At 67.1% G+C, this 25,939-nt stretch carries 1 protein-coding gene; it reads right to left on the bottom strand.

Going from position 1 to position 25,939, the window contains the following annotated elements:
- Window positions 1–7: 7 nt before the first annotated feature.
- On the bottom strand, window positions 8–25,843 hold the full coding sequence (locus tag DIS04_RS00330; protein ID WP_111411736.1) for an LEPR-XLL domain-containing protein: 25,836 nt from the start codon (window positions 25,841–25,843) through the stop codon (window positions 8–10).
- Window positions 25,844–25,939 lie beyond the last annotated feature (96 nt).

Genomic DNA, 25,939 nt, shown 5'->3' with positions numbered 1-25,939 from the left:
ACTGGCCTCAGGCGTCATCATCTTCTTCCATATCGTTGAAGCGCTGCCAATCGGCGGCAGCCAGCTCACGACGCAGCGCCTGCAACTGTCCTCCATCATGCCGCGTGCCGCCCGTATTGCGTGCCACGCCCCAACCGCTGGCCCCGGCCAGCATGGCAGCCACGCCCGAGACCACAGCCAGATCATCCGTTTCCGCCTCGGGGCCGTCGGCCTCGTGTGCCGCCGGCGAGTCCCCTTCGCCCTCGCCTGCCTCTGGTGCTTCTTCGGGGGGCGTCTCCTCAGGCTGGCTTTCATCGGAGAGTGCTTCCTCGGGCGGTGCCTCGTCGGCGACAGGCGCTTCATCGGCATCGGATGCTTGCGGGGAAGCCTCGCTCGTGGCGGCTTCGCCTGACGCCACGCCGTTGCCCACACCGGCCGCCACGCTCGAGGCAATGCTCGCACGCATCCCCGCACTGCCTGCCCCCTGCTGACGCTCGACCCAGTCGTCGATCAACTGGCGCAGCCCCTCCATGCCCCGGGACTCGAAGCCGGGTTCGTCATGGCGCACATACAAATTACCGTTGCCCAGTAGACCCTGTGGCGTCATGTCCAGCCAGCCCAGGGCGCCCTGATCGGCAGCGGCCTCCTCTTCGTAGAGTTCCTGCTGCGCCTGGCGAATCAAATCGAGCCGCCCCTGGGCCAGGGTGACGATGGAGGTAATATCCTCAGCCTCGTCGGCGCCGCTCAAGGCGATGCGAATTCGCGCGTACTCACCGATCATGGTGTCGAGACCGAAGTCGCCGCCTAATCCGTCTCCTCCGGCACCCCCGATGGCAATATCACGCCCCGGTCCGCTGTACAGCTCGTCGTTGCCGCCCTCGAAGTGGCTGATGGTCTCGACCGTGATCAGCGACGGGGTACGGGTGACGCGGCCAAAGTCACCGAACAGGATGTCATTCCCGGCACCGCCATCGGCATGATCGTCGCCCGTTCCACCGAACATGATGTCGCGATCCGCCCCGCCGATCAGGCGATCGTTGTCGCCCAGGTCGACCCTGCCCGTCTGGGCCATGGCATAGCGTCCGCCGGCATCGCTGACGATGATGCCATCATCGCCGATGATCACCGTTTCACCCGCTTCGTTGGTGACACGGTCGCTGCCGACCCCGGCTATCACCTGGTCATTGCCGATGCCGACATGGATGCGATCGTTGCCACCGGTGGAGGCACGGCCATCGAGACTCTCCACCCGCTGGCGAATGCCATCCCGGGCCAGGATACGGCCGTTGTCGCCGAGCACCACGTTGTCCCCCGCCGTGACACGAATCTCATCGCTGCCGTAGCCGCCCAGGATCCAGTCGTTGCCGGCGCCGCTGACGATGGTATCGCGACCGCCGTGGCCGAAATGCCGCGAGGTGAACGAGACCACCACACCATTCTCGTCGAAGCGCGCCTCGGCATGATCGCCGGCGATCAGGTTGTCGCCATCGCCGGCGGCGATGGTGTCGTTGCCCTGGCCGCCGGCGATCAGGTTGTCGCCTTCGCCACCGTGCAGGGTGTCGTCGCCGTCCAGGCCTTCCAGTCGTGTCGCCACACTCGCGATGCGCTCGAAGTCGTTGACCGCGCCGAAGGTCACGTCGCCATGGTCGCCGAGCAGGATGTCGTCGCCGATACCGCCTTGCAGGTCGTCAGTGCCGCTGCCGCCGAACAGGATATTGCGCCCCGCGCTGACGGAAAGCACGTTCTCCCCGAAGGAACCGACATCGGTACTGTGCACCGTGATCACTCGCTGACTGTCGAGCAGGCGCAGGTCGGCCGCGCCCTCACGCGTCTCCAGCTCGATCACGCCATGGTCGCCAAGCAGGATATCGTTGCCGTTGCCACCGATGAGCGTATCGCTGCCGGCCTCCAGGCGGTCGCCGGTGGCATGGTCCACGTCCCCGGTCGCGGCATGCAGCGTCATCACTGCATCGGCCAGGCTCAGGCGGGTCGTGATATCGACATCGATGCCGCCATCGCCGTAAAGGTGGTTGCTGCCGCCGGCACTGGCATCGAGGGTGTCGTTGCCGCCACCGCCGAACAGCTGGTCGTTGCCGGCGCCACCCAGCAGGGTGTCATTGCCGGCGCCGCCCACCAGCACCACGCCACCGATGGCCTGGCTGGCATCGAGCCTGTTGTCGCCGGGGTCGAGGAAGGGCTGCGCCAGGCGACTGGGCAGGCCGCCTACGGCACTGTAGCGCTCGCCGCTACGAGAGGTGTCGCCGAACACGATCAGCGGAATCTGCGCCTCGTAGCCACCGGACACCTTGACGTGATCGTTGCCGCCGCCGCCATGTACGACGGTGAGCGGCATCTCCCGCACAATGGCCGGCCGGCCATGGCCCAGTAGCGACAGCAGGTCGGCACGCGGCCGGTCGAGCAGCATGTCGCCGGCCAGGGTGAAACCGGTCACCAGGAATCGCTCGCCACCGATCAACACGCTATCCCCCGTGCGGAAGCCATCCGCGTGCCAGCTGCCACCAGCCTCGGGGTCGCGCACCAGCGCTGCCTGTTCGCCGCTCTCGCCGAGCGTCCAGTCAGCGGCATACTTCACCGGATCGAGATCGATCTCGAGTTCGTCACCACCGCTACCGAGCAGCAACTCGACGCTCTCCAGGCCGTGGAAATGCACGCCTCGCAGCGTGTCGACCGTGTTGCCGTCGCCCAGCCCGTTATCCTGCTCGAGCCAATCGTCCGCGCCGCTGCTCGTCCCCAGGCCGGACAGGTGGTTGGCACCCAGCCTCCCGGCCAGGTCGGAAACGCTGGCATCGGCGTGCAGGACAAGAGCGTCGGTATCGTCGAGTTCATGCCCATCGGTGAGCGACTCGTCCGTCTCGCCGTCGCCATCCTCGTCGCGCTGCGTCTCCTCCCAGGGCAGCATGACCGCCGCATTCAGCGAGCGGTCGGTATCGCCTACCCCGCCCTCGAGGAGCAGCGGCCCCTGGATGCGGTCCAGCACGTTCGGCTGCGGGGCAAAGCTCATGTCGTAGGCCGCGTTGCTTGCCGGCACGAAATCGACATCGGCTCCCAGGGTAATCTCGACCCACTGATCCCAGTTGGTCGCGTCGAACTGAACCGCCGGTGTCGCGGCTTCGGTCAGGGTCAACTCGCTGGCGACGAAGCCCGACAGATCGGCCTCGCCGGTGAGGTGCAGGTTGCCATCGGCATCGAGGTGGTTGATGCGGAAGGTTCCCGCCAACGCGCCGGACTCCGCAGCGGCCGGATCGCTCAGGGTCAGGTACATGCCCGTATCGATGCCGAGCTCTTGCCAGTCGCCCTCGCTCAGTCGCAGGATCGGCCCGGCGCCGTCGGCGGCATGCACGCTGACACGGCGTTCACCTTCGAACACGCTATCGAGGAAGAGCCGCTCATCCTCATCGGTCTCATCGAAGAGGAAGCGAGTCAGGCCGTCGCTGTTGAGGCGCACCGTGACGGCAGCCGTCGGCGCCTGGGTCAGGCGCATGGTGTAGCTGTCGGTGCCGCCCACGGTAGTGACGCGGGTACCGCCATCGCTCTGCTTGACGACCAGTGAGGCGCTGTCGTTGTCGTAGACGGTCGCGCGCACGGTACCAGGCTCGGCGTCGGCATAGACGGAACCGACCGCATCGGTCTCGATCGTGAAGGCCAGGCGGGCATCCAGCCGGTTCTGCACCTCTCCGTCGTCGATGGCGCGCAGCTCGATGGTGCGCGGCTCGTCCCAGTCGTCTTCGCTGAAGACAAGGTAGGGTTCGCCCGCTTCGTCGAACGACAGCGCATCGCCCAGGGCCTCCACGCGACCGTCGAAGGCATCCAGGTCCAGCCTGACCGTGACCTGCTCGCCGGAAAGGGGTGGGGTGGAGAGACGCACGGTAAAGGTACTGCCCGCATCGTCCCCTTCGATCAATTGCAGCCTGCCGTTGGGCACGTCGAATGCCAGATCGCCCCGATCATTGTCATACACGGTGACCATCGTGTTGTTGATCGCCTGGTCGAGCAGGCCGGCAAGGGCCTCCGGCATCTCATGGTCGCCGTCATCCGGCAACTGCACTTGTGCCCTGTAGCTCACGGTGACCTGGCGGGTGCCTTCGACCACCGAGTCGTCTGGCGCCTTGACGAAGATCTCTTGCGCGGGGGTCCATTCGCCGTCCTCGTACACGAAGTCGACATTGATCGCCTGGGCGAACTCGCCATCCGGGTCGAGCGCCAGCTTGACCGTCTCGGCATCGCGGCCGCGGTTGCGGTCGCTGGTCGAGGACATCGCCGCCGAAACGGTCAGCGACACCAGGGTGCCCTCGGCAATACCGTCACTGGGCAGCGCCAGCGACAGCCACCAGGAGCCCGCCTCGCCGCCCTCGACGACACGCGTATCTCCGCCCGGCTGATCCACCACCACGGCGCCGCGGCTGGGATCGGAAACGGTGACGGGCAGGCCATCGGCCAGCAGGCTGGCATAGGCCTGGTCGGCGCTGACGATGCCGTGTGTCACCAGGCTGCTGCGCCCCTCCGGATCGGCGGCGACCACGCGCCCGGTGACGTTGCCGCCCACCAGGAAGGTATCGCTGCCCATGCCGCCGATCAGTTCGGTCACCACATCGAAACGGGTACTGAGCACGAAGAAGGTGTCGTCGCCTTCCAGGGCATCGACACGCACCCGCTGGATGTTGTCGAAGCCGATATTGAGACCGGCGCCGAATACGCCTTCCTCGCTGATCACGAAGTTGTCGTTGGCCTCGGTGCCCAGCACCGTGACGGTGTTGTAGCCGCTGCCACCGTCGATGCTCACCGGCGCATTGATGTTGTACTCGATATTGTCGTCGCCGACGCCGGCACGCACATCGATGTCATCGCCGACCAGGAAGGCGCGGATGACGAAGTCGTCGTTGCCTCCCTCACCCTCCATGCGCAACAGGCCCTGGTTGCTGTAGACGACGAACTCGTCATGACCCTCGCCGCCATAGATCACCATGGCTTCGCTGTTGCCGGAGCTCAGATAGCCGAGCGTGGTCCGGGTCACGTCTATCTCGTCGCCGACACGAACGCCGGAGTCATAGACGCCCCCCTCGGCCGTGCCTTCGCGATTGGGATGCTCGAGGAAGACCTGGCCGATCTGGAAGCGATCACTGCCGGCACCGCCGTCCAGTGTCATCAGCGCCGAGCTGTCGTCGACCACGAAGACGTCATCGCCCTCGTGGCCGTTGACGGTCACGCGGCCATTCATGTCAGCGCCGTAGTTGATGCGCTCCACTCGCGCACTCTCGCCAACACTGCTGCTGCCATCGCCCTCGATGCGGGCCAGGAAGTTGCGACGGATCAGGAACAGGTCGTCCGTCTCGCCGTCGGTCGGGGTCAAATCGCGGTCGAGGATACTGGCGTAATCGTCGAAACCGCGCCCCTCGACGAACAGGGTGTCCACGCCGTCATTGATCGCCCCGCTGTCATCCACGGTGATCTCGTAGTTGGCGCTCTCTCCCTGGCGCAGCACGATCCGGTAGCTATCGCTTTCGGCTCCGCCATCCATCAGCAGGCCATCGGCACGGCTGTTGAGCTCCACCACGCCGAGCGCATCCTCGCCCTCGCCGCCGAGCAGCTCGACGGCGCCCTGCAGATCGTCGGCTTGCAGCATCAGGTCGTCAGCGCCGTGCTGGCCCTCGAAGCGCATGCCCAGGCCGGCATGGACGGTCCCGTACACGCGCAAACGATCGTCTCCTTCGCCAAGCTCGACCACCACGCGATCCAGTTCGTGAACGCCATCGAAGGTCACGCTGTCGCTGCCGCTGCCGCCTTGCAGCTCGAAGCGGTCTGCTGCCAGGTTGCCGCCCAGGTGGACGCTGTTGTCGCCCTCACCGGTCACGACCCTGATGGTGGGAGCGTGTACGCTCAGCTCATCGCCCAACACCCAGCTCTGGCCTCGCGTGTCGCCCCCCAGCATGAGGAAGGTATCGCCCGCCTCGATGTGCCCCGAGGCCAGGTCGGCGAAGCCCGCCGTACCTGCCGGGTCACCGCTTTCGGGTCGCTGCAGGTGGAATTCGACATTGTCGCGGGCCTGGATCCGCACGCCCGGATCGTCGATGACGATGCCCTCCGCGGCATAGACGAAGACGCCGCCCGCTTCCGCGCGCACCTGAACGCCATTGCTGAAGGTGACGATATCGTCGTTGCCGGCATTGGAGGTGAACACGATGTCGCCGTCACGGCTGATCACGTCCTCGGTGACGTTGATCGGGCTGTTGGCGGTGATGTTGATGTCGTTCTCGGCCACCATGCCGCTCTCGGCGATGGTCAGCTCACCCTCGTTGGTCAGGTAGACGAAGCCTTCACGCGACTCGCCCTCGAGCACGCCCATCCGCGTGGTGATGACGCGGGCTTGGGTGCCGATGTTCTTCTCGGCGATCAGGCGCACGCCGAAGGTCAGGATGTTCTCGCCTTCGCCCTCTCCCAGCGCATTGAAGATGTTGCCCTGCTCGGAGAAGATCAAAGCGATGGTGTTCTCGCTGCCGGCCTTGACCTGGCCCAGGCGCAGGTCGCCGCGGCGATTCAGCTCCGCCGCGCCCAGCACCTCACGCACGAAAACGGTATTGGCCGCATCGACATCCAGCCGGCCCGCATCGTCGTCGGTCATGATCGCCAGCAGGCGATCGGCCTGGCCCACGCCGCCGACGCGAGTCTCGAGGCGCAGCGTCTTGGCCTTGACGTCCCCGGCCAGCTCGTTGGCGTTGCTGCCCTGGATCGACTGCAGCGCCCGCAGATGGGCGTGTCCCTCCGCCTCGACGAAGCCGACGCTCATGCTGCCATCCACCGCGTCCAGGTAGAGGTCGCCGCCCGCCTGGGCATCGATCACGCCACCAGGGCGAGTGGCGAACTCGAGGAAATTGCCTTCGCTGCCGATGTCTTCACCGGCCGTCAGGTGAATGCTGTTGGCCAGCATGTTGATCAGGCCGTGGTTCAGGCCGTCGACGATGCTGCCATCGGCACTCAGCCACAGGTCGCCGCCCTGGGAGTACATGGTGCCGACACGCATGTCGCTGTCCAGTGCATGCAGGTAGATGCCATCCTGGGCCCGGGCCGTGACCGTCGAATTGTCGAGCAGATCGAGCTGCAATCGCGAATCGGCACTGGAGCCGATCTGTCCGTTGGCGGCCTCGAGAATGAGATCGCCGCTGCGAATCACCAGATCGCCCGCGAGGGTCTGGGCCGCCAGGATGCTGCCCGATACCTTGACGCGGGCATCCGCCCCCGCCTGCAGCTTGGCCAGGCGCAGGCTGGCCTCGCCCTCCTCGGCATCGGCGCCGAGGTAGACCGAGCCGCCCGCCTCGACGAAGATGTCGCCGCCGTTGGTGACGTTGAAATCCTCTACCTGGCTGACGGCGATGTAGCGGATGACATTGATCGGATCGCCGTTCGCGTCGAACGCCTCGGCCCGCGGATCGAGCAGTACGCTGGCCAGGCTGACCTCGACGCCCGATTCGGCCACCACGTCGAGCGCGGTGGTGAGCACCATGCGGTCGCCGTCCACCGAGACGATGTCGTAGTAGACCCCATCCTCGGTCACGTTGAGCGTCTTGCCGTCGATGTCCAACGTCTCGCCGGCCTTGAACCAGGTGGTGTCCCAGGCCTCGCCGTCGGTGCGCTCGAGGGTCACGGTCGTGACGCCATCCACGCTGTCGCCCACCACGAAATTGACGTTGGCTTCCTCGGGCGCGTGCTTGAGGTAGCTGACGTCCTGGCGTTCGGCCGCCGACAGCAGTAGCCGCTCATCATCCGACAGCCCGGCCAGGCCGTCGGTCATGTCGAGCACCTGGCGGCCGCTGGCCACGCCGATATTGCCACCGGCGATGAGCGTGATATCGCCCGCCGCCTCGACATTGGCGGCCTGGATCTCGGTGCGCGTGCTGGTGGTTTCCTGCAGCAGCCCGGCGCCGATCAGCGACAGCAGCTCCTGCTCGGTCCACTCCTTCACCGAGGATTCGATGTTGGCCGCCTCGGCGGCGGTCAGGGTCGGCTGGTAGTCGAGATCGCGAAGCAACGTCGCGTCACCGTCCTCCACGCCATAGACCGCATGCAACTGGCGATACACCGTGGTGCGATCCTCGGCGATACCGTCGATGCGCGCCTGCAGGGCCTCCTCGTCATCGGCCAGGCCGGGATCCAGCTCCAGCAGCGCCTCGCGATAGGCGCTGCGCTCCCGCTCGGTGAGAATCACCCCCTGGGTTTCGTCGTACTCCACCACGCGGCGGTAGGTCAGGCTCTGGCCCACGGCCAGGGCGCCGCCGGCGGCCAGCAACCCGTCGGCGCTGATGGCGTCGAGGCTGTCGACGGTGAAGAAATCATCGCTCGAGGTATAGAAGCGATGGCTAGCGCGGGGGTCATCCGTGTCAATATCGGGCGCCGACAGGCGCACCTCGCTACGCTGGTCGCCACTGCCCACTTCCAGCAGCAGGTGGCCATCCTCGATGCCCTTGATGCGATAGGTCTCGCCATCCTCGAGCCCGGCGATCACATCCTCGCTGGTGGCGTAGCGATAGTTCCAGTAGGTCTGGTACTCGTTGGCCTTGCGCTCCTTGAGCTCCTGCTTGGCCTCGGCGATGCGGCCGCCCTCTTCACCCGGAATCAGCCCCATGCGGTCCCACACGCCTTGCAGCTGCTCGATGGTGCGCTCGTCGCGGCGCGAGTCGTCATTGCGATCCAGCAGATCGCCTTCGGCACGCAGCCAGATATCGCCCTGGGTGCTGACGATCCGCTCGACGCCGAGGTCGCCGCTCACCTGATGCAGCTCGATATCGCCACGCGCCAGGGCGTTCAGCCGGCCTTCGCTGGATTGCTCGATCAGCAGCGGGCCATCCGCGCCGATACTTCCCTCTGCGCCAAGCGTGAGGTTACGGCCCTGCACGTGGGCATCGGCGCCGCCCTTGAGGCTACCGGCAATCAGGCTGCCTGCCGCCGTGAGGCTGACATCACCGCCGGCATGGGCGCGATCGATGGTCAAGTCGCCGTTGAGCTGGGTAACATCGATCTCGCCGCGAGTGGTCACGGCATCCAGGCGCATCGGCGGTGCGCTGGCCGCGTCCGGCCCCAGCCGATTGTGCAGGTCGATGGTGCGGCCGGCACCGATGCCGTTCTCGGCACGCAGCACGATTTCCGCGCCGCTGATGCGAATGTCACGGCGCTGGTCATCGTCCTGACGAATCGCCCCGTCGGTCTCGATTTTGCTGGTACCGTTGTGATTGGCCAGGTCGCCGATCAGCACCACGTCGCCGCGGGAATCGATATCGATGGTGCCGGTCGCCTTGCCGATGAAGTTGATCTCGACGTCGCGGTTGGCTTCCACCGAATGGGTATGCAGGATGACGCTCTCGCGCTCCTGCACGAACTTGGCATAGTTGGTCTTCTTGCCGTACCAGGTACTGGTCGACCACTTGTCCACCAGCTGTGTGGGGATGTCGTTCCAGTCCTTGAGTTCCTCGTCGTCCCCCGCGCCCACCTGGCTGCGCTCGTAATCGTAGCCACTCTCGCCGCTGGTATAGAAGTAGGAGAGCGCATCCTGCAGCTTGCCCGGGGTGAGCTCGCTGTCGCCCCAGTTCAGTGTCCGGGGGTCGGGGGCCAGCGCATCGATGCCGATCCAGCTGCTCGAGCCCTTGACGGCATAGCGCCGTTCGGTGCTGTCCTGGGCCACGCTGAAACCGTAGCGAGCGTCCTGGTTGGGCTTGAAGACATAGCTGTTGCTGCCGTCCGGGTCGTAGTTGTACTCATGCAGCCCGGTGAACTTGTCGTCGATGCGCAGGGTGCCCTGGCCGGGCCGGCTGACGTCCAGCCCGCCCACGGCCAGGGTGTACTGGGTCTCGTTGACCACTTCGATGGTGCCGTAGCCGCCCAGCACTTCCAGCTTGCCGTTGCCGGTGTTGACCACATGGCCGGTGATGTCGAGGCGGCCGCCCTCGATGGCGATGTTCTCCACCTCGATCTGGCCGGTACGCGGGTTGAACTTGGCCAGCGCCGTACCGCTGGAGCCCGGCAGCACGATGCTGCTGGTGCTCTTGCTGCGGATATGGTCCTCGATACGCTGGGCATCGTCAGCGCCGAGTTCCAGGCGGTAGACTTCCTGGCCGGCGCGAATATAACCGTTGAGGTTGACGTACTCGGCATCGATCACGATGACGCCGGCAGAGAGGTCCGGGCTATCGCCGCGGCTGTTGCGAATGGCCTCCAGCGCCGCTTCGCTGAGCGAACCGGCGCCATCGTTGCCGTCGGCTTTCACGGCCTGGGCATCGGGATTGCCGCCCGGGTTGAACTGGGAGAGCCCGCGAACGGAGATCTCCCCCGCGGAGGAGAGCACCAGGCTCTCGGCGCGCATCTCGCCCTCGATCTCCAGCGAACCCGCCGCATAGGCGACGATCTCGCCGGAAACATTGCGCGTGATGCCCTCAACGGAGAACAGGACGCTCGGAGCCGGCGCACTGCCGTAGCTCTCGCCATCGTAGAGGAAGGCATCGCGCGCCGTGTCGCTCATGCCTTCCAGGCCCAGGCCACGCTCGAGCGCGCCGAGCACCTGAGCCTGTGTCCCGTCATCGGCATCGAAGTAGACATCGTAACTGTTGACGATGGTGATGCGCGGCGTCGCCTCGTCGCTGCCCGCCGCGTTGAGTCCCGAAAGCGTGGTGGTCAGGCTCTCGTTGATGGCGTTGATGGCATCGGCCCCATCCACCTCGGTGAGGTTGAAATAGAGCCCGCCGACCACCTGGGGGATCTCGGTGCTGCCCAGCACCATGCGCGACGGCGCGGTATTGAGAATGGTGATGCTGGCATCGCCGGGGGCATCCACCTCGCCCGCGCCGCTGAGGTCGTCGGCGAAGACATAGACGGTGCCCGCCTGAGCCCAGACATCCTCGATGTAGACGGTGAGCTGGTCGACCTCGTTGATCAGGATATCGTCGCCGACCTTCTCGGCGTAGCCTTCGTCCAGCAGGCGCTGCTCGATGCGCGCGATCTCGTTCTCGTAGAACTCGACCAGCTGCGCGTTGCCGGAATTGCGATAGAGCGTGAAGCGCTCCCGAAGGTCGCGCAGTTCATCGACCAGCTCGGACTGGCCACGGGTATAGCCCACGCTGAAGCCGATGTCGTCGTAGCCTTCGCGGGCCTGGAGGAAACTCCCCGCACCGCCCGAGAACAATGCGTCGAGCTCGGCCTCCTTGGCATCGACCTCGTCCTGCTTGGCATCGATCTCGTCCTTCCGGGCGGCAATATCATCGTTCCTGTCGTCGATATCGCTTTCCAGATTCCCTATCGCGGCGTCCTTGCTATCGATGGCGCCCTGCTTGGCGTCGATCTCGCCCCGCTTGCCGGCGATCAAGCCATCGTCGCCCTCGAGCTCGGCTTTCCTTTTTTCCTTGTCGTCGATTGCCGACTCGAGACGTGCCACCTCGTCATCGTCACCGTCATCCTTGGCCGCTTTAAGCTTAGTGTTCAGCTCCTCGAGGTCAGCGACGAGCTCGTCCCGCTCCTCATCGAGCACGGCCTTGTCCGCTTCCAGCTCGCTCAGTTCGTCGTTCAGTGCCGCCAGCTGCTCATTGAGCAGTTCCAACTCGGCACTGAGCGTGTCGATCTGGCCAAGCAGTGAGAGGATCTCACTCTCGTTGGTGACACGAATGCCCTGAAGCTCGTCGCGAAGCGCCTCCAGCGCATCGTTGATCACCGAAGCCTCGGCATCGACATTGGCCATCTCCAGCACCAGGCGCTGGTGGCGGTCGATGCCGGTACGCACGGTGCCGTCGATATTGACCCGGCCGTCGGAACGGGTCACCACGTCGCCGTCGAGAATCTCGCTGCCGCCATCGCCCCCCAGCGCCGAGTCGATGGCGCCGGTGACCTCCGAGATCCAGCTCACGCCCTTGGCCTGGGCGTTCATGTCGCTGTAGCCGAAGCGTTCGGTGAACAGCGTGATGTCGCGGGCGCCCACCAGCTCGGCACCGCTGCGAATATCGATGCGATGCGTCTGATCCATTTCGGCGCGGGCATTCAGGTCCTCGATGGGAATCAGGCTGCCGGCGAAGCTGTCCAGCGTCGCGCTCAGCGCGTACTCGTCGCGGTTGCCGCGAGTATCGCCACCCGCAGCGAAATCGACGTCGCCATAGGCCGTGGCGCTGGCCCCCTCGGCCATCACGATGCGGTTGGTGGGGCTGAGAATGACCCGCGCATCGCCCACGCCCACGGTGGCGGCACCGTAGGTGTCCATCAGCAGCACGGAACTGATATCGCCGCTGCCGCGCGCGGTGGCCACCAGCTCGCCCGCGCTGTGCAGCACGGCGTTGTCGTGGATCAGCACGCTGGCCGCCATGTCGTCATCGCGAATGTGCGATGTCAGGCCAGCACCGGAACCCAGGCCGGCGGCGGTGAGGTTGATCTGGTCGTGGAAAGTGATGCCATTGAAAGCCTCGAGGCGCAGGTCGCCCTGGGTGGTGGTCAGCTTCGCGCCGGCACCCACCTCGATACGGGTATCGAGATCGAACAGCGCATCGGTGCCGGCACCGGCACCGGCCACGGCACCGCCGGCGACGCCGCGAATGGTGTCTTCGCCCGCCCCCGCCAGCCGCTCGCGGATCACTTCGCTGTCGGCCAGCAGATCGAGGCTGTCGGCGGTGATATCGGCGCCGCCGGCCACGGCCGCCAGGGTATCGGCGGTGATACGGAAGCGCGCCTCGGCACCGGTACCGCCCAGCACGCCACCGGCGGCGGCGAGGATCTCGCTCTCCATCTCGAAGACCTGGCCGGCGCGAATCAGAACCTTGCCCGCATCCGGGTCCGTCGAAGCCAATGGCGCCGTCACGGTGAGCGTCGATGCCCCCAGCGTGGCCTGGGTGGTGGCCGTCTGGTGCAGGTAGTTGCCCGCACCGGCACCCGCCACCACCCCGCCGCTGCCGGCCAGGGAGTAGAGCTCGGCCTGTTGATGGCCGGCGGCATCCACACTGACGCGCCCGGCGACGATGGCGTGGCCGTCGCCGATACGCGCCCGGCTCTGGGTGTTGTGGCGAACGTCCACCACGGCGGCACCGGCCGCCACCAGGCCGCCCACCACGCTGATCGCACGGCCTTCCAGGGAGGTGATCAGGTCGGTAGCGACCCGCAGGTGCCCGGCCACCTCGATATTGTTGTCGCTGTGGGGCTCGCCCGGCGCGGCGCGATGGGATTGGGTATCCCCGATCAATGCCTCGGCGCGGGCATTGTCGCGCAGCGTGATCACGGTGGCATTCAGGCCCAGCAATGCCCCACCGGCGGAACCCACGGCCTCGGCGTAGAGGGAGGGCGCGTCATTGAGCAGTGCGCTCCCCGCCTCGACGGTCAGGTTGTCGGCACGCAGGCTGACATCGCTGTCGTTGCCGCCGGGTGTGCCTACCTGGGCCAATACCCTCGTGTTCAGGTTGCCCACCACCACCGAGGCGCCGATGCCGACCCCCGCACTCACGGCCACGCCCAGGGATTCCACGCTGACGCGTGGGGTGTGCAGGGCGCTGATCACCACATCGCCCAGGGCCGCAAGCGTCACCCCGTTGCCCAGCCAGGCCTGCACGTCGTTGGAGAGCGTCACGGTGGCCACGTTGGCGGTACCCGCCCCGCCCAGGCCAGCCGCCACGGCCGCAATGGTGAGGTCGATACGGTCGATGCTGGTCGCCGACACCGTCACGCTCTGCAGAAGCGTATCGTCGCCCAGCAACGCGCCTTCGCCGATCCACGCCTGGGTCGCACCGCTGACCTCGACGACACCCACGGAAATACCGGCGGCGATCTTGCCGATGCTGCCGCCCGCCGCCAGCGCCTGGTGGTCGCGATCGGCACTGGCGCCGACCGTCAGCTTGGCGGGGCCGTTGACATTGATGGCCTGTGCCGAGGAACCGGCATCCTCGAGATAGGCCTGCTGAACCGTGCGGTCCAGGATGATGGCGCTCTGGCCGCCCACGGCAATGCCCAGTGCCGCCGCGCCACCCACGGCATGCAGGTTGCTGTTCAGCTCGGCACGGCTGGCCACGCGAACGTCGCCATCGGCCGTGAGCGAACTGCCGTAGCCCACCGTCGCGCTGACTGCCCCATTGAGTTCCAGCACGGCAATGGAAATACCCGCACTGGCAATACCGGAAATCGCCGCTCCACCGGTAACGATATGAACATCCAGCACTTCCCTTGCATCAACGACGATATCGCCAGCGGCGCTCAGGTCGGCGAAGCGTCCGATCTTGGCCGTGGTATCGCCGATTACCTGGCCGCTCTTCTCGACATCGAAGCCGACATCGAAGGTCAGCTCCTCCAGGGCATCGTTGTTGGCCTTGCGGTTGGCCTGGTTCTGATTGCCCGCGTTGTCGGGGGCATCGAAATCACTCTCGAATGCTGCCTGTTCGTCGTCATCGAGCGGGTCGTCGGTGCCGGAATCGCTCTCGGTGGCGGACTCCTGCATGGCGTAGTCACCGTCGGCGAAACCGGCGAAGGAACCCGATACCAGCTCGCCGAGCTCCTCGACGTCGGCCATCGCGTCTTCGCTGAGCCCCGCGCCCAGGCTGACCACCGAAATGGCGCCGTTGAGGCTCAGCGAGCCGCTGGCGGTGAAGGCCAGAACCGAGGAGTTGATGTCCCGGTTCAGCAGCGCTTCGACACGAATGTCGCCCGCAGCGTCCACCAGGCTGCCATCATCGATGGCCGCCAGGGTGCGCTCGCGCAGCACCATCACGTCGACCGAGGCCCCGGCCCCCACTCCGCCCAGGCTGACGGCGCCCACGCCCTGCAGGTAATCGCCGGCGTCGTCGCGAGCGTTCATCCGCGTGAGCGTCTCGGCCAGCACCTCGACCGAACCGCCGGTGGAGCGCAGTTCGCTACGCTGGCCGCCCAGGCTGCCGACACGGGTCTCGGTCACGGCATCGGCCATCATCACCGAGAAGGCCCCGGACAGCGCGCCACTGCCGACGGCACCGGTCAGCACGCTGATACCCATGTCCAGGGTCTGCCTGGCGCCGATGCGAATATCCTCGCCCGCGGTCAGGGTCGCGCCCTGAATCGCGGTGATCGCCTTGGGGTTGAGCAGGCCCACCGCCAGCGATGCCCCCGCACCGAAGCCGCCACTCCCGGCCACGGCACCCACGATATAGCGCCCCTCGACATGGTTCTCGGCACGTACCTCGATGCTACGCCCTTCGACCTGCGCCTGCCGCACCGTGGCGCGGGTCTCCATGGAGACGTTCACCGCGCTGGCCGAGCCGGCGATCGCGGCACCCGGCGCCAGATCCACCGCCACACCCATCACCACGGAGAGGAATACGACCTCGGCCTCGGCCTCGACAAGCAGCGCCTCGTCCGCCTTGACCATGGGCTCCTCGCCCGCGTACTCCGCGCCATCGATCCAGGCCTCGGTGCGATGCCCCAGCAGGCTGGTATCGACACCTGCGGCCAGGGCCAGGCCGGCCCCGATGGCAGCAGATCCACCACCGCTGTCGGCATCGGCATGGTGCAGCGCACGGACCACCACGTCGGCGTTGCTGTGCACCCGGGCATTCTCGATATAGGCCTGGGTCGAGCCGCTGACGCCATCGACGGTGACGTTGGCGGCCAGCGAGCCAACCCCCCCGGAGACGGTAGCCGCCAGGGTCATGAAGGTCATCTGGCTGGTGGCCAGCACCACCACACCGTTGCGGGTCTCCGTTTCCCAGTCATCGTTCCAGCGCTGAGCCACGGCCATGCCATCGCCGTTACCACGTGCCAGCACATCGGCGCCGCCGCCGATCCAGGCGCGACTGTCGCTACCCATGAGATCGACCGAAACGCCGCCACCGATGGCCACCGCTCCGGCCGCCACGGTGCCCAGCACGATACGGCTGGTGTCGGTGACATCGGCGTGAACCAGCAGGCTGCCGTCAGCACGAAGCGTGCCACCGTCCACCCTGGCCTCGGCCAGGCTGCGGATCACCGAACTGCCGGCATTGCCCGCCCCGGCGCCGAAGGTACCGTAAGTGACACCTACGATGGTGATCAGGTTGCTGGAGCTTGAATCGGCCGTGATGCGGATATCCCCGGCCGTGCCGGTGCTCAGCGTCGAGGCCTGGCTACCGGCCAGGATGCTGTTGCGGATGTCGTGGTACGACACCGAGATGCCGGCAGCGCCGCCCTTGACCGCCACGTTGACCTGGGCGCTGGCCGAGGTGATCTTGCTGCTGTCGTCGGCGCCGATGACGATATCGTCCGCCGCCGAGACCGAGGAGCCACCCAGCACGTCGGCGCGAATGTCCTTGCGCGTGAAGTTGAGCGACGTGGTGCCGCTCAGTGCGGCGAAGCCGGCCACCGCGCCGCCCAACGAATAGGCGTTGATGCGCGAATCGGAGAAGGCGGAAAGCGTCACGCTGCCGCCGGTGCTGGTCACCGTGGCACCGTTCTCGATCAGTGCATGAATGCGGTTGGCGGCATGGTCGGTGGGATCGTCGGGATTGCCGCCGATGTAGTTGTAGGCCATGTAGCCGGCCATGGCGAAGGCACCGGCCCCGGCACCCGCCGCGGTGAAGGCGTTGAGCCCCAGGTCGTCGCTGGCGGTCACGGTAATGTCGCCGCCCGCGGTCAGCGTGGCCGCATCGACCACCGCCTCGACGTTGCTGCGCAGCCAGTTGAGCGACAGCGCGCCCGCCACGGCCGCCTTGCCGGCGCCGGCACCGCTCAGCGCAAAGCTCCAGATCTGGTCGCCCTGCTCCGGCGTGGCCGGGCGGTCATCGTCCTCGTCGGCCTCGGGGATCAAGCTGTCGTCGGTCTCGATGCTGGGTACGTCGGTCACGCGGATCAGCTCGGCGACCACGTCGATCGTACCCTCCGCGGTGACGCTGGTATCCGCCCCCTCGATACCCGCCTTGAGGATCGATGCCATGTCGTTGGTGGCCGAGGCGCCGGCCAGGCCCACGGCACCGGCGCCGGCGGCCGCCCCCGCGACGTTGATCATGATCGGCGCCACCGAGGCGCTGACCGTGACATTGCCACCGTCACCCTCCGCACCGGCGCGAGCCTCGAGCACGGCGCCGTTGCGCACCGTGGCCAGCAGGTCGTGCTGCATGAAGTTGATGCCGATGGAGCCGGCCAGGGCGACCTTGCCCGCCCCGGCACCGCCCGCGGTGATGTTGAGCAGCTGTGCCTCGGCACTTGCCACCACCTCGATATCGCCTTGGGTGGCCGTCACCTCGGCATCGTCGATGATCGCGGCAATCTGGCCGGCCTGATAACCATGGTCGCTTTCGCTGCCGGCGAGGATCAGCATGTCCTCGGAGGCGTCCACATCGTCGTCGCTGGTATTGTCGACCGTACGCGACGGGTCGCTGGGGTCGCCTCCGATATAGTTGAAGGAGATCGCGGCGCCGCCCGCCGCCTTGCCGGCGCCGGCCACGCCGAAGGACATGTTGACCAGGCCCTTGCGATCCGCCGCCACGACGCTGACGGCGTCCTTCGCCGACACATCGGCGCCACCGCTGATCTCGGCGCGCACGGAAGAGCGCATCCAGTTCAGCCCCACCGCGGCGGAACCGGCCACACCACCGGCGCCAGCGCCGGCAATGGAAAGGTTGATCACGCCCGACGACCAGTCCACGTTGGACAGGTCGCGCGGGGCAATATCCGGCTCGTCCTCTTCCGGGTCCTCGCCCGGCGCCAGCTCGGTGCCCTCGCTCTCGAGATCGATACCCAGTCCAACGGCGGCCAGCTTGAAATCGCCGCGCGAATCGTCGGCCAGCCCGGCCCACACGTTCACGCTGCCCTGGGCGTCGAGGGTGGCCCCGTCGACCCGGGCCAGGATGGCATTGTCGGTCTGTACCGTGCCGCTGCTCACCCCGCCGGCCAGCTTGCCGGCACCGGCGGCCCCGATGGAGATCACCACCAGGCGTACGCTGTCGGTGGCCTGTACCTGGATGCTGCCGCCGGCCGTCAGGCTGCCGCCCTCCACCAGTGCCAGGGTCTGCCCGCTGACCAGGTTCACGCTCACCGCGCCGGCCAGGCCCACCTTGCCGGCCCCGGCACCGCCGATGGCCACCGACACCACCAGCGCGTTAGAGGCGGCATCCACCAGCACACCGCCATCGGTGCTGATGTCGCTGTCGACAATCATCGCCGCCGTGTCGTTGTCGATCAGGTTGACGCTCACACTCCCGGCAATAGCCGCCTTGCCCGAACCGGCCGCCGCCCCGCTGATGGCGATGAGCTGCGTACGGTCGCTAGCCACTACCGAGACATCGCCGCTGGCGTTGCGCACGCGGGTATCGACCAGCCGCGCCGTCGCGGCGTTGTGGATCATGTTGGCCGAGACACTGCCCGAACCGGCGATCTGCTTGCTGGCACCCACACCCACGGTCAGCACGCGCATCAGGCCGGTTTCGGTGGCCAGAACGGTGACGCTACCTGCGTCGTGCAGCGCCCCGCCCACCAGGCTGGCGCTGCTGGCGTTCTCCAGGTAATTGACACCGATGGCGGCGCCCACGCCGGCACTGCCGCCCACGCCCACCGCTCCCGCCAGCGACCAGACGCTGGCGGCATCCTCGGCGATCACCGACACATCGTCGCCGTCCAGCGCGAGATAACTGTCGCTGACCCGGGCCTCGGTCTCGTTCTGCAACACGTTGACGCCGATGGTGCCGGACACCCCCACACCCTGGGCACTGGCGCCGACCCCGGCCGAGGCCGCCAGGTTCATGACCAGGGCGTCATTGACCGCCTCCACGTTCACGCTACCGACCACGATCGCGCCATCGGCGTCGTTGTCGGCATCGTCGCCCGGCGCACGGCCGAGGTCTTCCAGCAGCGCCGAGACGTCATGCTCGACCCAGTTGAAGCCCACCGCACCGCCGACCCCCACCTTGCCGCCGGCCGCCACGCCCCCGGCAATCGACAGCAGATTGCCTGAATCGCGCGCGGTGACGGCCAGGTTGCCGAGGCTGCCCTCGCCGATACGTGCCGCACGCGCCTGCACCTCACGGGTCGAGACCATCACGCTGACCGCCCCGGCCACACCGAAGCCCTTCTGGCCGGTGGCCAGCGCCAGCCCGGCAGACGCCAGCACCGTCCAGCCCTCGCGCAGGGCATCCACCGACAGCGCGGCGCTGTCGAGGCGGTCGACCTCTTCGACCGTGGCCCGGGTGGTGCCGTTCTGGTACGCCAGGGCCACCGCCCCGGCCACCGCCACGGTGGTACCGCCGCCGGAGGAAGTCGCCAGCGACGCGCCGCCGGCCAGGATGCCGAGGTGGCTCTCGTCGTTGGCGGCCACATCGAAGGCGCCGCCGATGTCGAGCGACTCGAAGCCGCGCACCTCGGCCAGGGTGTCGTCGCTGCCGACATGCACCACCACGGAGCCGGCCACGCCGACGCCCGTGCTACTGCCGCCGCCACCAGGCGTACTGTCCTGCCCGCCGCCCTGACCCAGCTTGCCGGTCAGTTCGGCCAGTACCTTGTCGTAGTTCTTCTGGTTGTTGGGCCACTTGTTGGGATCGTCGTCCTCGCTGCCGCCGCTGTCGCCTCCGCCCGACGAGGGCGACTGCGGTGCCGGCTTGCCGCCCGCCTTGGCCCCGGCCAGGGCGAGATCCACCGTGACCCCGGCAGTGCGTGCCAGCACCTGCAGATCGCCATCCACCGCCAACGTACCGCTACGCTCGCTGAAGTCGCCGGCGCGACTACCGATCAAGGCACGCGTGTCGCGTTCGATCACCGAGATGCCCACCGAGGCACCAACGCCAACGGAGTTGCCCGCGGCCACGCCCCCGGCAAGGGAAATCGCGTAGCTGCCATCGCTCGCGGCGACACGCATCGCCGGGCTGTCGCTATCATCCGCATCGACATGACCGGCCCCGACACGGACATGGCTACCCTCGCCCACCCGTGCCAGCGTGCCGTTCTGCACTACATTGGCCAGTGCCGAGGCGTTTACTGCAACCTTCTCCGACTTGCCGCCGGAGGCCCCCACGCTGAGCAGCAGTGTCTCGCTGTCGGCGCTGACATCCAGGCTGCCGGCCAGCAGCGACACGCCGGACTCGATCTCGGCGCGGGTGTCGTTGCCGAAGACGTTGACCGCCAGTGCCGCCCCGATCGCGGTGCCCTGCGACTGCACCCCGGCGAAGCCCGACTTGAGCTTGTTCAGGTTGCTGTCGACCAGGGCATCCTTCCAGCTCTTGGTGGTGAACTCGGTGCCGCCCGAAACGCTCGGCAGCGAGATATTGCCGACCAGTTCGAGAAGATGGTTGACGCTCTGGGCGCTGACGCTCACCGCGCGATCGTCACCCGGCAGCGTGGCGGCATCCACGCTCTCGGCGCCGTCGAGGTTGATCGTCGCGCCCTCGCGGATGCGCGCATCGCTGTGCTGATCGACCACGAAGACGTTGACCGCGGCGGCGATGGCCAGCTTCTCCCCGGTGGCGGTGGCCTGGGTCCAGCTGTCGAAGCTGCCGGATAGGCCCAGCGGCCCCGAGAGGTAGCCGTTCAGCGTGCCCAGCAACGCCGGAATGTTCTGCTCCAGCGGGGTGCCGAGCTTCTCCCAGCGATCGCTGTCGTCGAAATCCTCGGCCGAGAGATCGACATTGGTTTCGGTGTCGCCAAGATAACGGTATAAATTCCCGGCCTCGCCGCCTGCGGCGTGCCCGGCATCGACCGTGACCGTCTCACCACCGCGCAACTCGTCGACACTCTCGGTGCTGGCATGGTCGCCGCCGGCATCCTCGGCCAGGTTCTTGATGGCGTTGTAGAGGCTTGCGCCCCAGAGTCCGCCCGGATCGACCTGATTGAGGCTCTTGGCATCGACGCTGATGGTCTCGCCGGCGTCCAGGTCGACGTTGCCCTCGATAAAAGCCTCGGCACGGTTATCGAGCACGCCCACGGCAACGGCAACCCCCACGGCGGCCTTTTCGGTGCCGGTGGCTTTCTTCTGATCGCCGTCCTGCTTGGCGGCCTTCGGGTCCTGGGTGCCGTCGGCTGCAGACGTCTTGCTGTCGACGAACTTGCCCTTCAGGTAGCGCTTGAGCGGATTGCCGTCACTCTTCTCGGCGTTGGGATCGACGTTGGTGGCAGACGAACCGGCGCTGACCGCGGGGCGATGCGAACTGAGCGCGGTGACGCGCACGTCGCCGCCGGCCTGGATACGGCTGCGTTCCTCGAGCGGGTTGCCGTCGGCGTCCACCGCGCCCAGGCGTGCCTCGGCAACGTTCACGTCGACCGAAACGGCCACGGCCGCCGCGGCGTCGAAATCGTTGCTGGCCGCCTTGTCTTCGTCTTCCTCGCTGTCTTCGAAGCGCTTGGAGATGAATTCGACCGGGACCTTCTTTCCCACCTCCTTGACCCAGCCACCCAGCTTCTTGCTCACGGGCTCAAGCAGCACCATAGGCGACTTGGCCAGGTCCTTGCCGCTCTTCTGGACCCCATCAAGCAACCCGCTGGCCCCCGCCGGCGCCGTACCGGCACTGGCCGTGACGCCGTTGGCCGTGGCGGGCAGCAGTCCAAGCGTGGTGCTCTCGATGGCTCGCTTCACGGTCACGGCGTTGACGACCAGATCGCCCTCGACGGTGACGGTGCCGGCGAGTTGCGCCTCGGTGATGCCCGACTCCACATTGATGGCGAAGGCCAGGCCGAGCATGCCGTCTTCCGGTGCGGATTGCGCCACGGTGCGGTTGCGATCGATGGTGGAGGCATCCACCAACAGGTCCCCACCGGCCTCGATCGTGGCCGGCTGGCCGACGATCACCCGCGATTCGGTGACCAGCACACTGACCGCCACCGCCCCGGCAAAGCCCTTCACGCCCGAGGGCGCGGCCAGCAGCGACTGGGTGGTTTCCACTGCCGAACGCAGGGCAATGTCGCCGCCTGCGTCGAGCAGCCCGTCAATGACGATGTTCGACTTGGCCACGAGGGTGCTGACCGAGATGCCCACGCCGAAGGCGGCGGTGGGCGAAACGCTGGCGCTGAGACGGATCTGGCTGTCGATCGAGATATTGCGGCTGGCATGGAGCTCGGCAGCGGCCCCCAGCGTAATGGTGCTGTTGGCCACCAGGGTCGAGGTACTCGCGAAAAGTGCCAGCCCCTCGAGGAAGCCCAGCGCCCCGTTGACGCCGCTGTCGATGAACGACACGCCGGTATCGACGTTGAACAGCGAGCGGTCGGGATCGACGATGCGCGACTCCACGACGATGTCGCCGCCGCGCAGGGTGGCGTCCTGGACGTTGATCGAAAGATTGAAGACGCCCACATCGGCGAAGCCGTTGGGCAGCGTGCCCTCGTAGCTGACCGGCTGCGCACTCAGGGTCACGGTGCCGTTCTCGCTACTGGTCGCACGGGTGTCGATCAGGCTGCCGCCGTCGATGAGGATCTCGCGCCCTACGGCGCTGAAGTCGCCCCCACCCGTCTTGATGCTGCTGCTGTCGCTGCCGGCGGCATCGATGACCACACGGTCGCCCTTGAGGGTCAGCTCGTGGCCGTCGCTGTCGAGGCTCGTTCCGAGCAGGCGCAGAGTGCCCTGGGCGCTGAGCACGAGATCTTGGGCGAAGGTCGCGGTGATACCCTCAAGCGTGACATCGCCCGACCACTCCAGTCGGGTGTTCAGCGAGTCGGCATGGGAACCGCTGATATCGACCACATCGAGCAGAAGCTGGAAATCGGCTGCATCGTCAAGGGTGGCCCCGCCCTGCTGGTTCAGACGCAATGAGCTTTCGGCGCCGTTGACGGTGATCGATACCTCGCCACTGGCAAGCCCCTCGGCCTCTACCACGAACTCGGTGCCGGTATCGCCACCGGCACCGATCAGGGTATCCGCCCCGCCGCCGCTGGCAAGCAGCACCGATTCGCCGTCGAAGTTGCCGGCGTCCAGGGTATCGGCCCCGCTGCCACCGTAAAGCTCCACGCGCTCCAGGCCGGCGTGGCTCGCCTCGTGTTCATCGCCGCCGGAGGGGTCGAAGACGAGCGTGTCCCCATCCAGCGTCATGCTGCCGTCGAACTGGGCCACCAAGGTGTCGCGGCCCTCACCGCCGTCGATGGCGTGCGTACCGCTGCCGACCCGAATCAGGTCGTCACCGCGGCTGCCGACAACGGTGTTGTCCCCACCGGCCACGTCGATCGCCACTCCGGCGGCGGCGTGCAGGCGCTCGCCCAGCCAGGTGTCGGCGTCGGTATCGCTGACCGCCAGACCCAGTGCATCGAGCAGGCGCTGGGCGGCGCTGTTGTCGTCTTGCGCGGCAATGTCCAACGCCTCGCCGTTGCTGGCGGTCAGTACCAGCCTCCCCTCGCTCGTATCGAATTCGGCGTCGAGTCCCTCGAGGCTGCCCAGCAGCGTGACCAAGTCACCCAGGGTGCGCGCCTCGTTGAGATCGAGCACAAGCGCCTCGCCATCGCCGAGGGTCACCTCCAGCGCCGTCGTCTCGGCACCGAAAATCGCCTGGTAGTCGTCATCGCTCAACAATGTAGAGAGCAGGCTGTCATCGCTCAGGCCATGATAGCCGGTAGCGTCGATGCGATTGTCGGAGGCATTACCGGCAATGCTGACACGCTCGATACCCTGATAGGTGGAGCTCACCTCGCCATCGTCGTCCCGGGTGACCACGAAACCGGCCCCACCGAGGTCGAGATCGCGGGCGTCGCCGCCCAGCTCGATGAAGAGATGGTCGCTGCCCGAACCCCCGATGATCACGTTCTCGCCGCTGCCGGCATAGAGGCGGTTGTCGCCGGCCACGGCGTTGAACTCGCTATGGCCCTGGCCGCCGTAGAGCGTGTCGTTGCCGCCCCCACCCTGCAGATACACGTCGCCGGTGAACCCACGCGCATCGAGTACGGTATTGCCGTACTCGGCCTGGAGCATGCCGCCCTCGATACCGCTCAGCGTGTCGCGCCCCACCCGGCGCGCCTGCTCGCGAGTGGCCGAGGCGCTCGATGCCGAAGCGCTCGACGCCGCCACGCCCAGCAGGGCGATCTCGGCTTCGCTGTTCTCGAAGAAATCGCCGACGAAGCGCACCGTCCAGGCGGTCTCGCCGGAGTCGGTGACTTCACGGGCCACCTGCACGTTGCCCTGGCCGATACCGGCGATGCCCTCGAGCGCACGCTGAATCTCGAGCGCCTCGGCATTGGCGGCAAGCGCCAGGCTCTGCTCGCCATCGAAGAAGAAACGGATCTCGGCGTCGGCGCCGCCATCCCACACCAGCCGCTGCTGCTCGACCAGGTCTCCATGGATCAGCGCCGAATCGGTGAGCGTGAGGAAGCTGTCGGTGATGCCGAGCACACGATCCTCGCCGGCGCCCCCCGCCAGGGTGTTGTCGCCCAGGCCGCCGTAGAGCACGTCGTCACCGGCGCCGCCTTCAAGGGTGTCGTTGCCCGTGCCGCCAACCAGCAGGTCGTCGCCGCTTCCGCCGATCAGCGTGTTCTCCCCGGCCACGCCCTCCAGGCGCACATCGCCGCTGAAGGCACCGGCATCGAGAACATTGCCGCTCTCGCCGCCCACCAGCAGCGCCGACTCGACGCTGACCAGGGTGTAATCGCTCCAGCCGGCGACTTCGAGTCGCGCATCGGAGAGCGTCATGTCGGCGTCGGCCTCGGCTTCGAGGATATCGTCGCCGCCGCGGCCGTCGATGCTGCCGCCACCGCTGCCGAGCAGGAAGCGGTCGTCCTGCTCGCTGCCGATCATGTCGGTGGCGCTGCCGCGGGCCTGAAAGGTCACGCCGGAATGGGTATAGCCGCTGGCATCCAGCGTCTGGCCGCTGCCCGTGGCGGCAAGGATGATCTCGGCGGAAGAGCGCTCGAAACTCAGCGAGCCGTCGGCCGTGGTGACCTTGATTGCATCGCTGCCGTCGTCCGCCAGGATGATGTCGCCACTGCTGCGCTCGACCAGATAGCTGTCCTCGGCCTCGTCGTCGCTCTCGAAGCGATCGTCGCCGCCGCTCGAGATCAGCAGGTTGCTGCCCTTGCCGCCGAGCAGGGTATCATCGCCCTGGCCGCCATCGAGGATATCGTCGCCCAGCCCACCTTCGATTCGATTGTTACCGGCATCGCCGGCAAGCGAGTCGTCGAAGTCCGAGCCCACCAGGCCGCCGAAGCCGCCGACCCGCCCGAACCCCGAGCCGACGCCTGCCGCCAGGTCGACGTTCACGCCGCTGGCATACTCGGCGTAGCTCAAGGTGTCCTGCGAACGCCCTTCGAGACGGCCGACCCCCTCGAACACCACGCCGCCGAGCTGGACGGCTGATTCATCCAGCGCCAGCCAGGTGGCCTCGTCGCTGGCGGTGGCGCTCAACGTATGGGTGCCGCCCAGGGTGGCATCGACCCACTCCAGCCCCGAAAACGAGACCCGCTGGCCGTCGTCGCGGGTCATCTCGCCGCCATCGTCGCCCATCGACCACTCGGCGTCGCCCGTGTCCGCCACCAGCCGGTCGTCCCCTTCGCCCCCCACGAAGTTGATGACCAGGCCCTGGCCATTGGTCAGGTCGAGCCGATCGTCACCTTCCCCCCCAAGGAAGTCGACGATCAAGCCGGAAGCGGCATCGCCCAGCAGGCTCTCATGGAAGCTCAACGAATCGTCGTCGGCGCTGCCCTGAATGGTGATCCGGCCCTCATTCTCCTCACGCGCCTTGCCCAGGTCGAAGCTGTGCAGCACCTGTTCCTGGCCCTCGATGCTCTCCACCAGTTCCACGCGCTGCTCGTCCTCGGACATTCGCAGCATCACGTCGCTGCCGGCAGCCACCGCTGCCGTCAGCGGGTCGGCGGAGAGCAGCATGCGCGGCTCGAGACCCTCGAAGATGAAACGCGAGGGCTCGGCCTGGGCACGCTTGGCTCGACGCGACCTGCGCGTGAGCTTGGAGATCAGGTCCGTGAGGGGCTTGCGCTGGGGGCGATTCATTGGGAGGGCTCCTGTTTTTCTTCTTGCCACATGTGCTACGCAACGCGCTGGAGGGGAAGCGGCTCGCGCATCACACACGAGCCACCCAGGGCGTCA

Origin of the sequence: Billgrantia lactosivorans (assembly GCF_003254665.1) — a bacterium.
Classification (GTDB): domain Bacteria; phylum Pseudomonadota; class Gammaproteobacteria; order Pseudomonadales; family Halomonadaceae; genus Halomonas; species Halomonas lactosivorans.
Note: the sequence above shows the minus strand (reverse complement) of the source record. Positions and strands in the feature narration are given on the sequence as shown.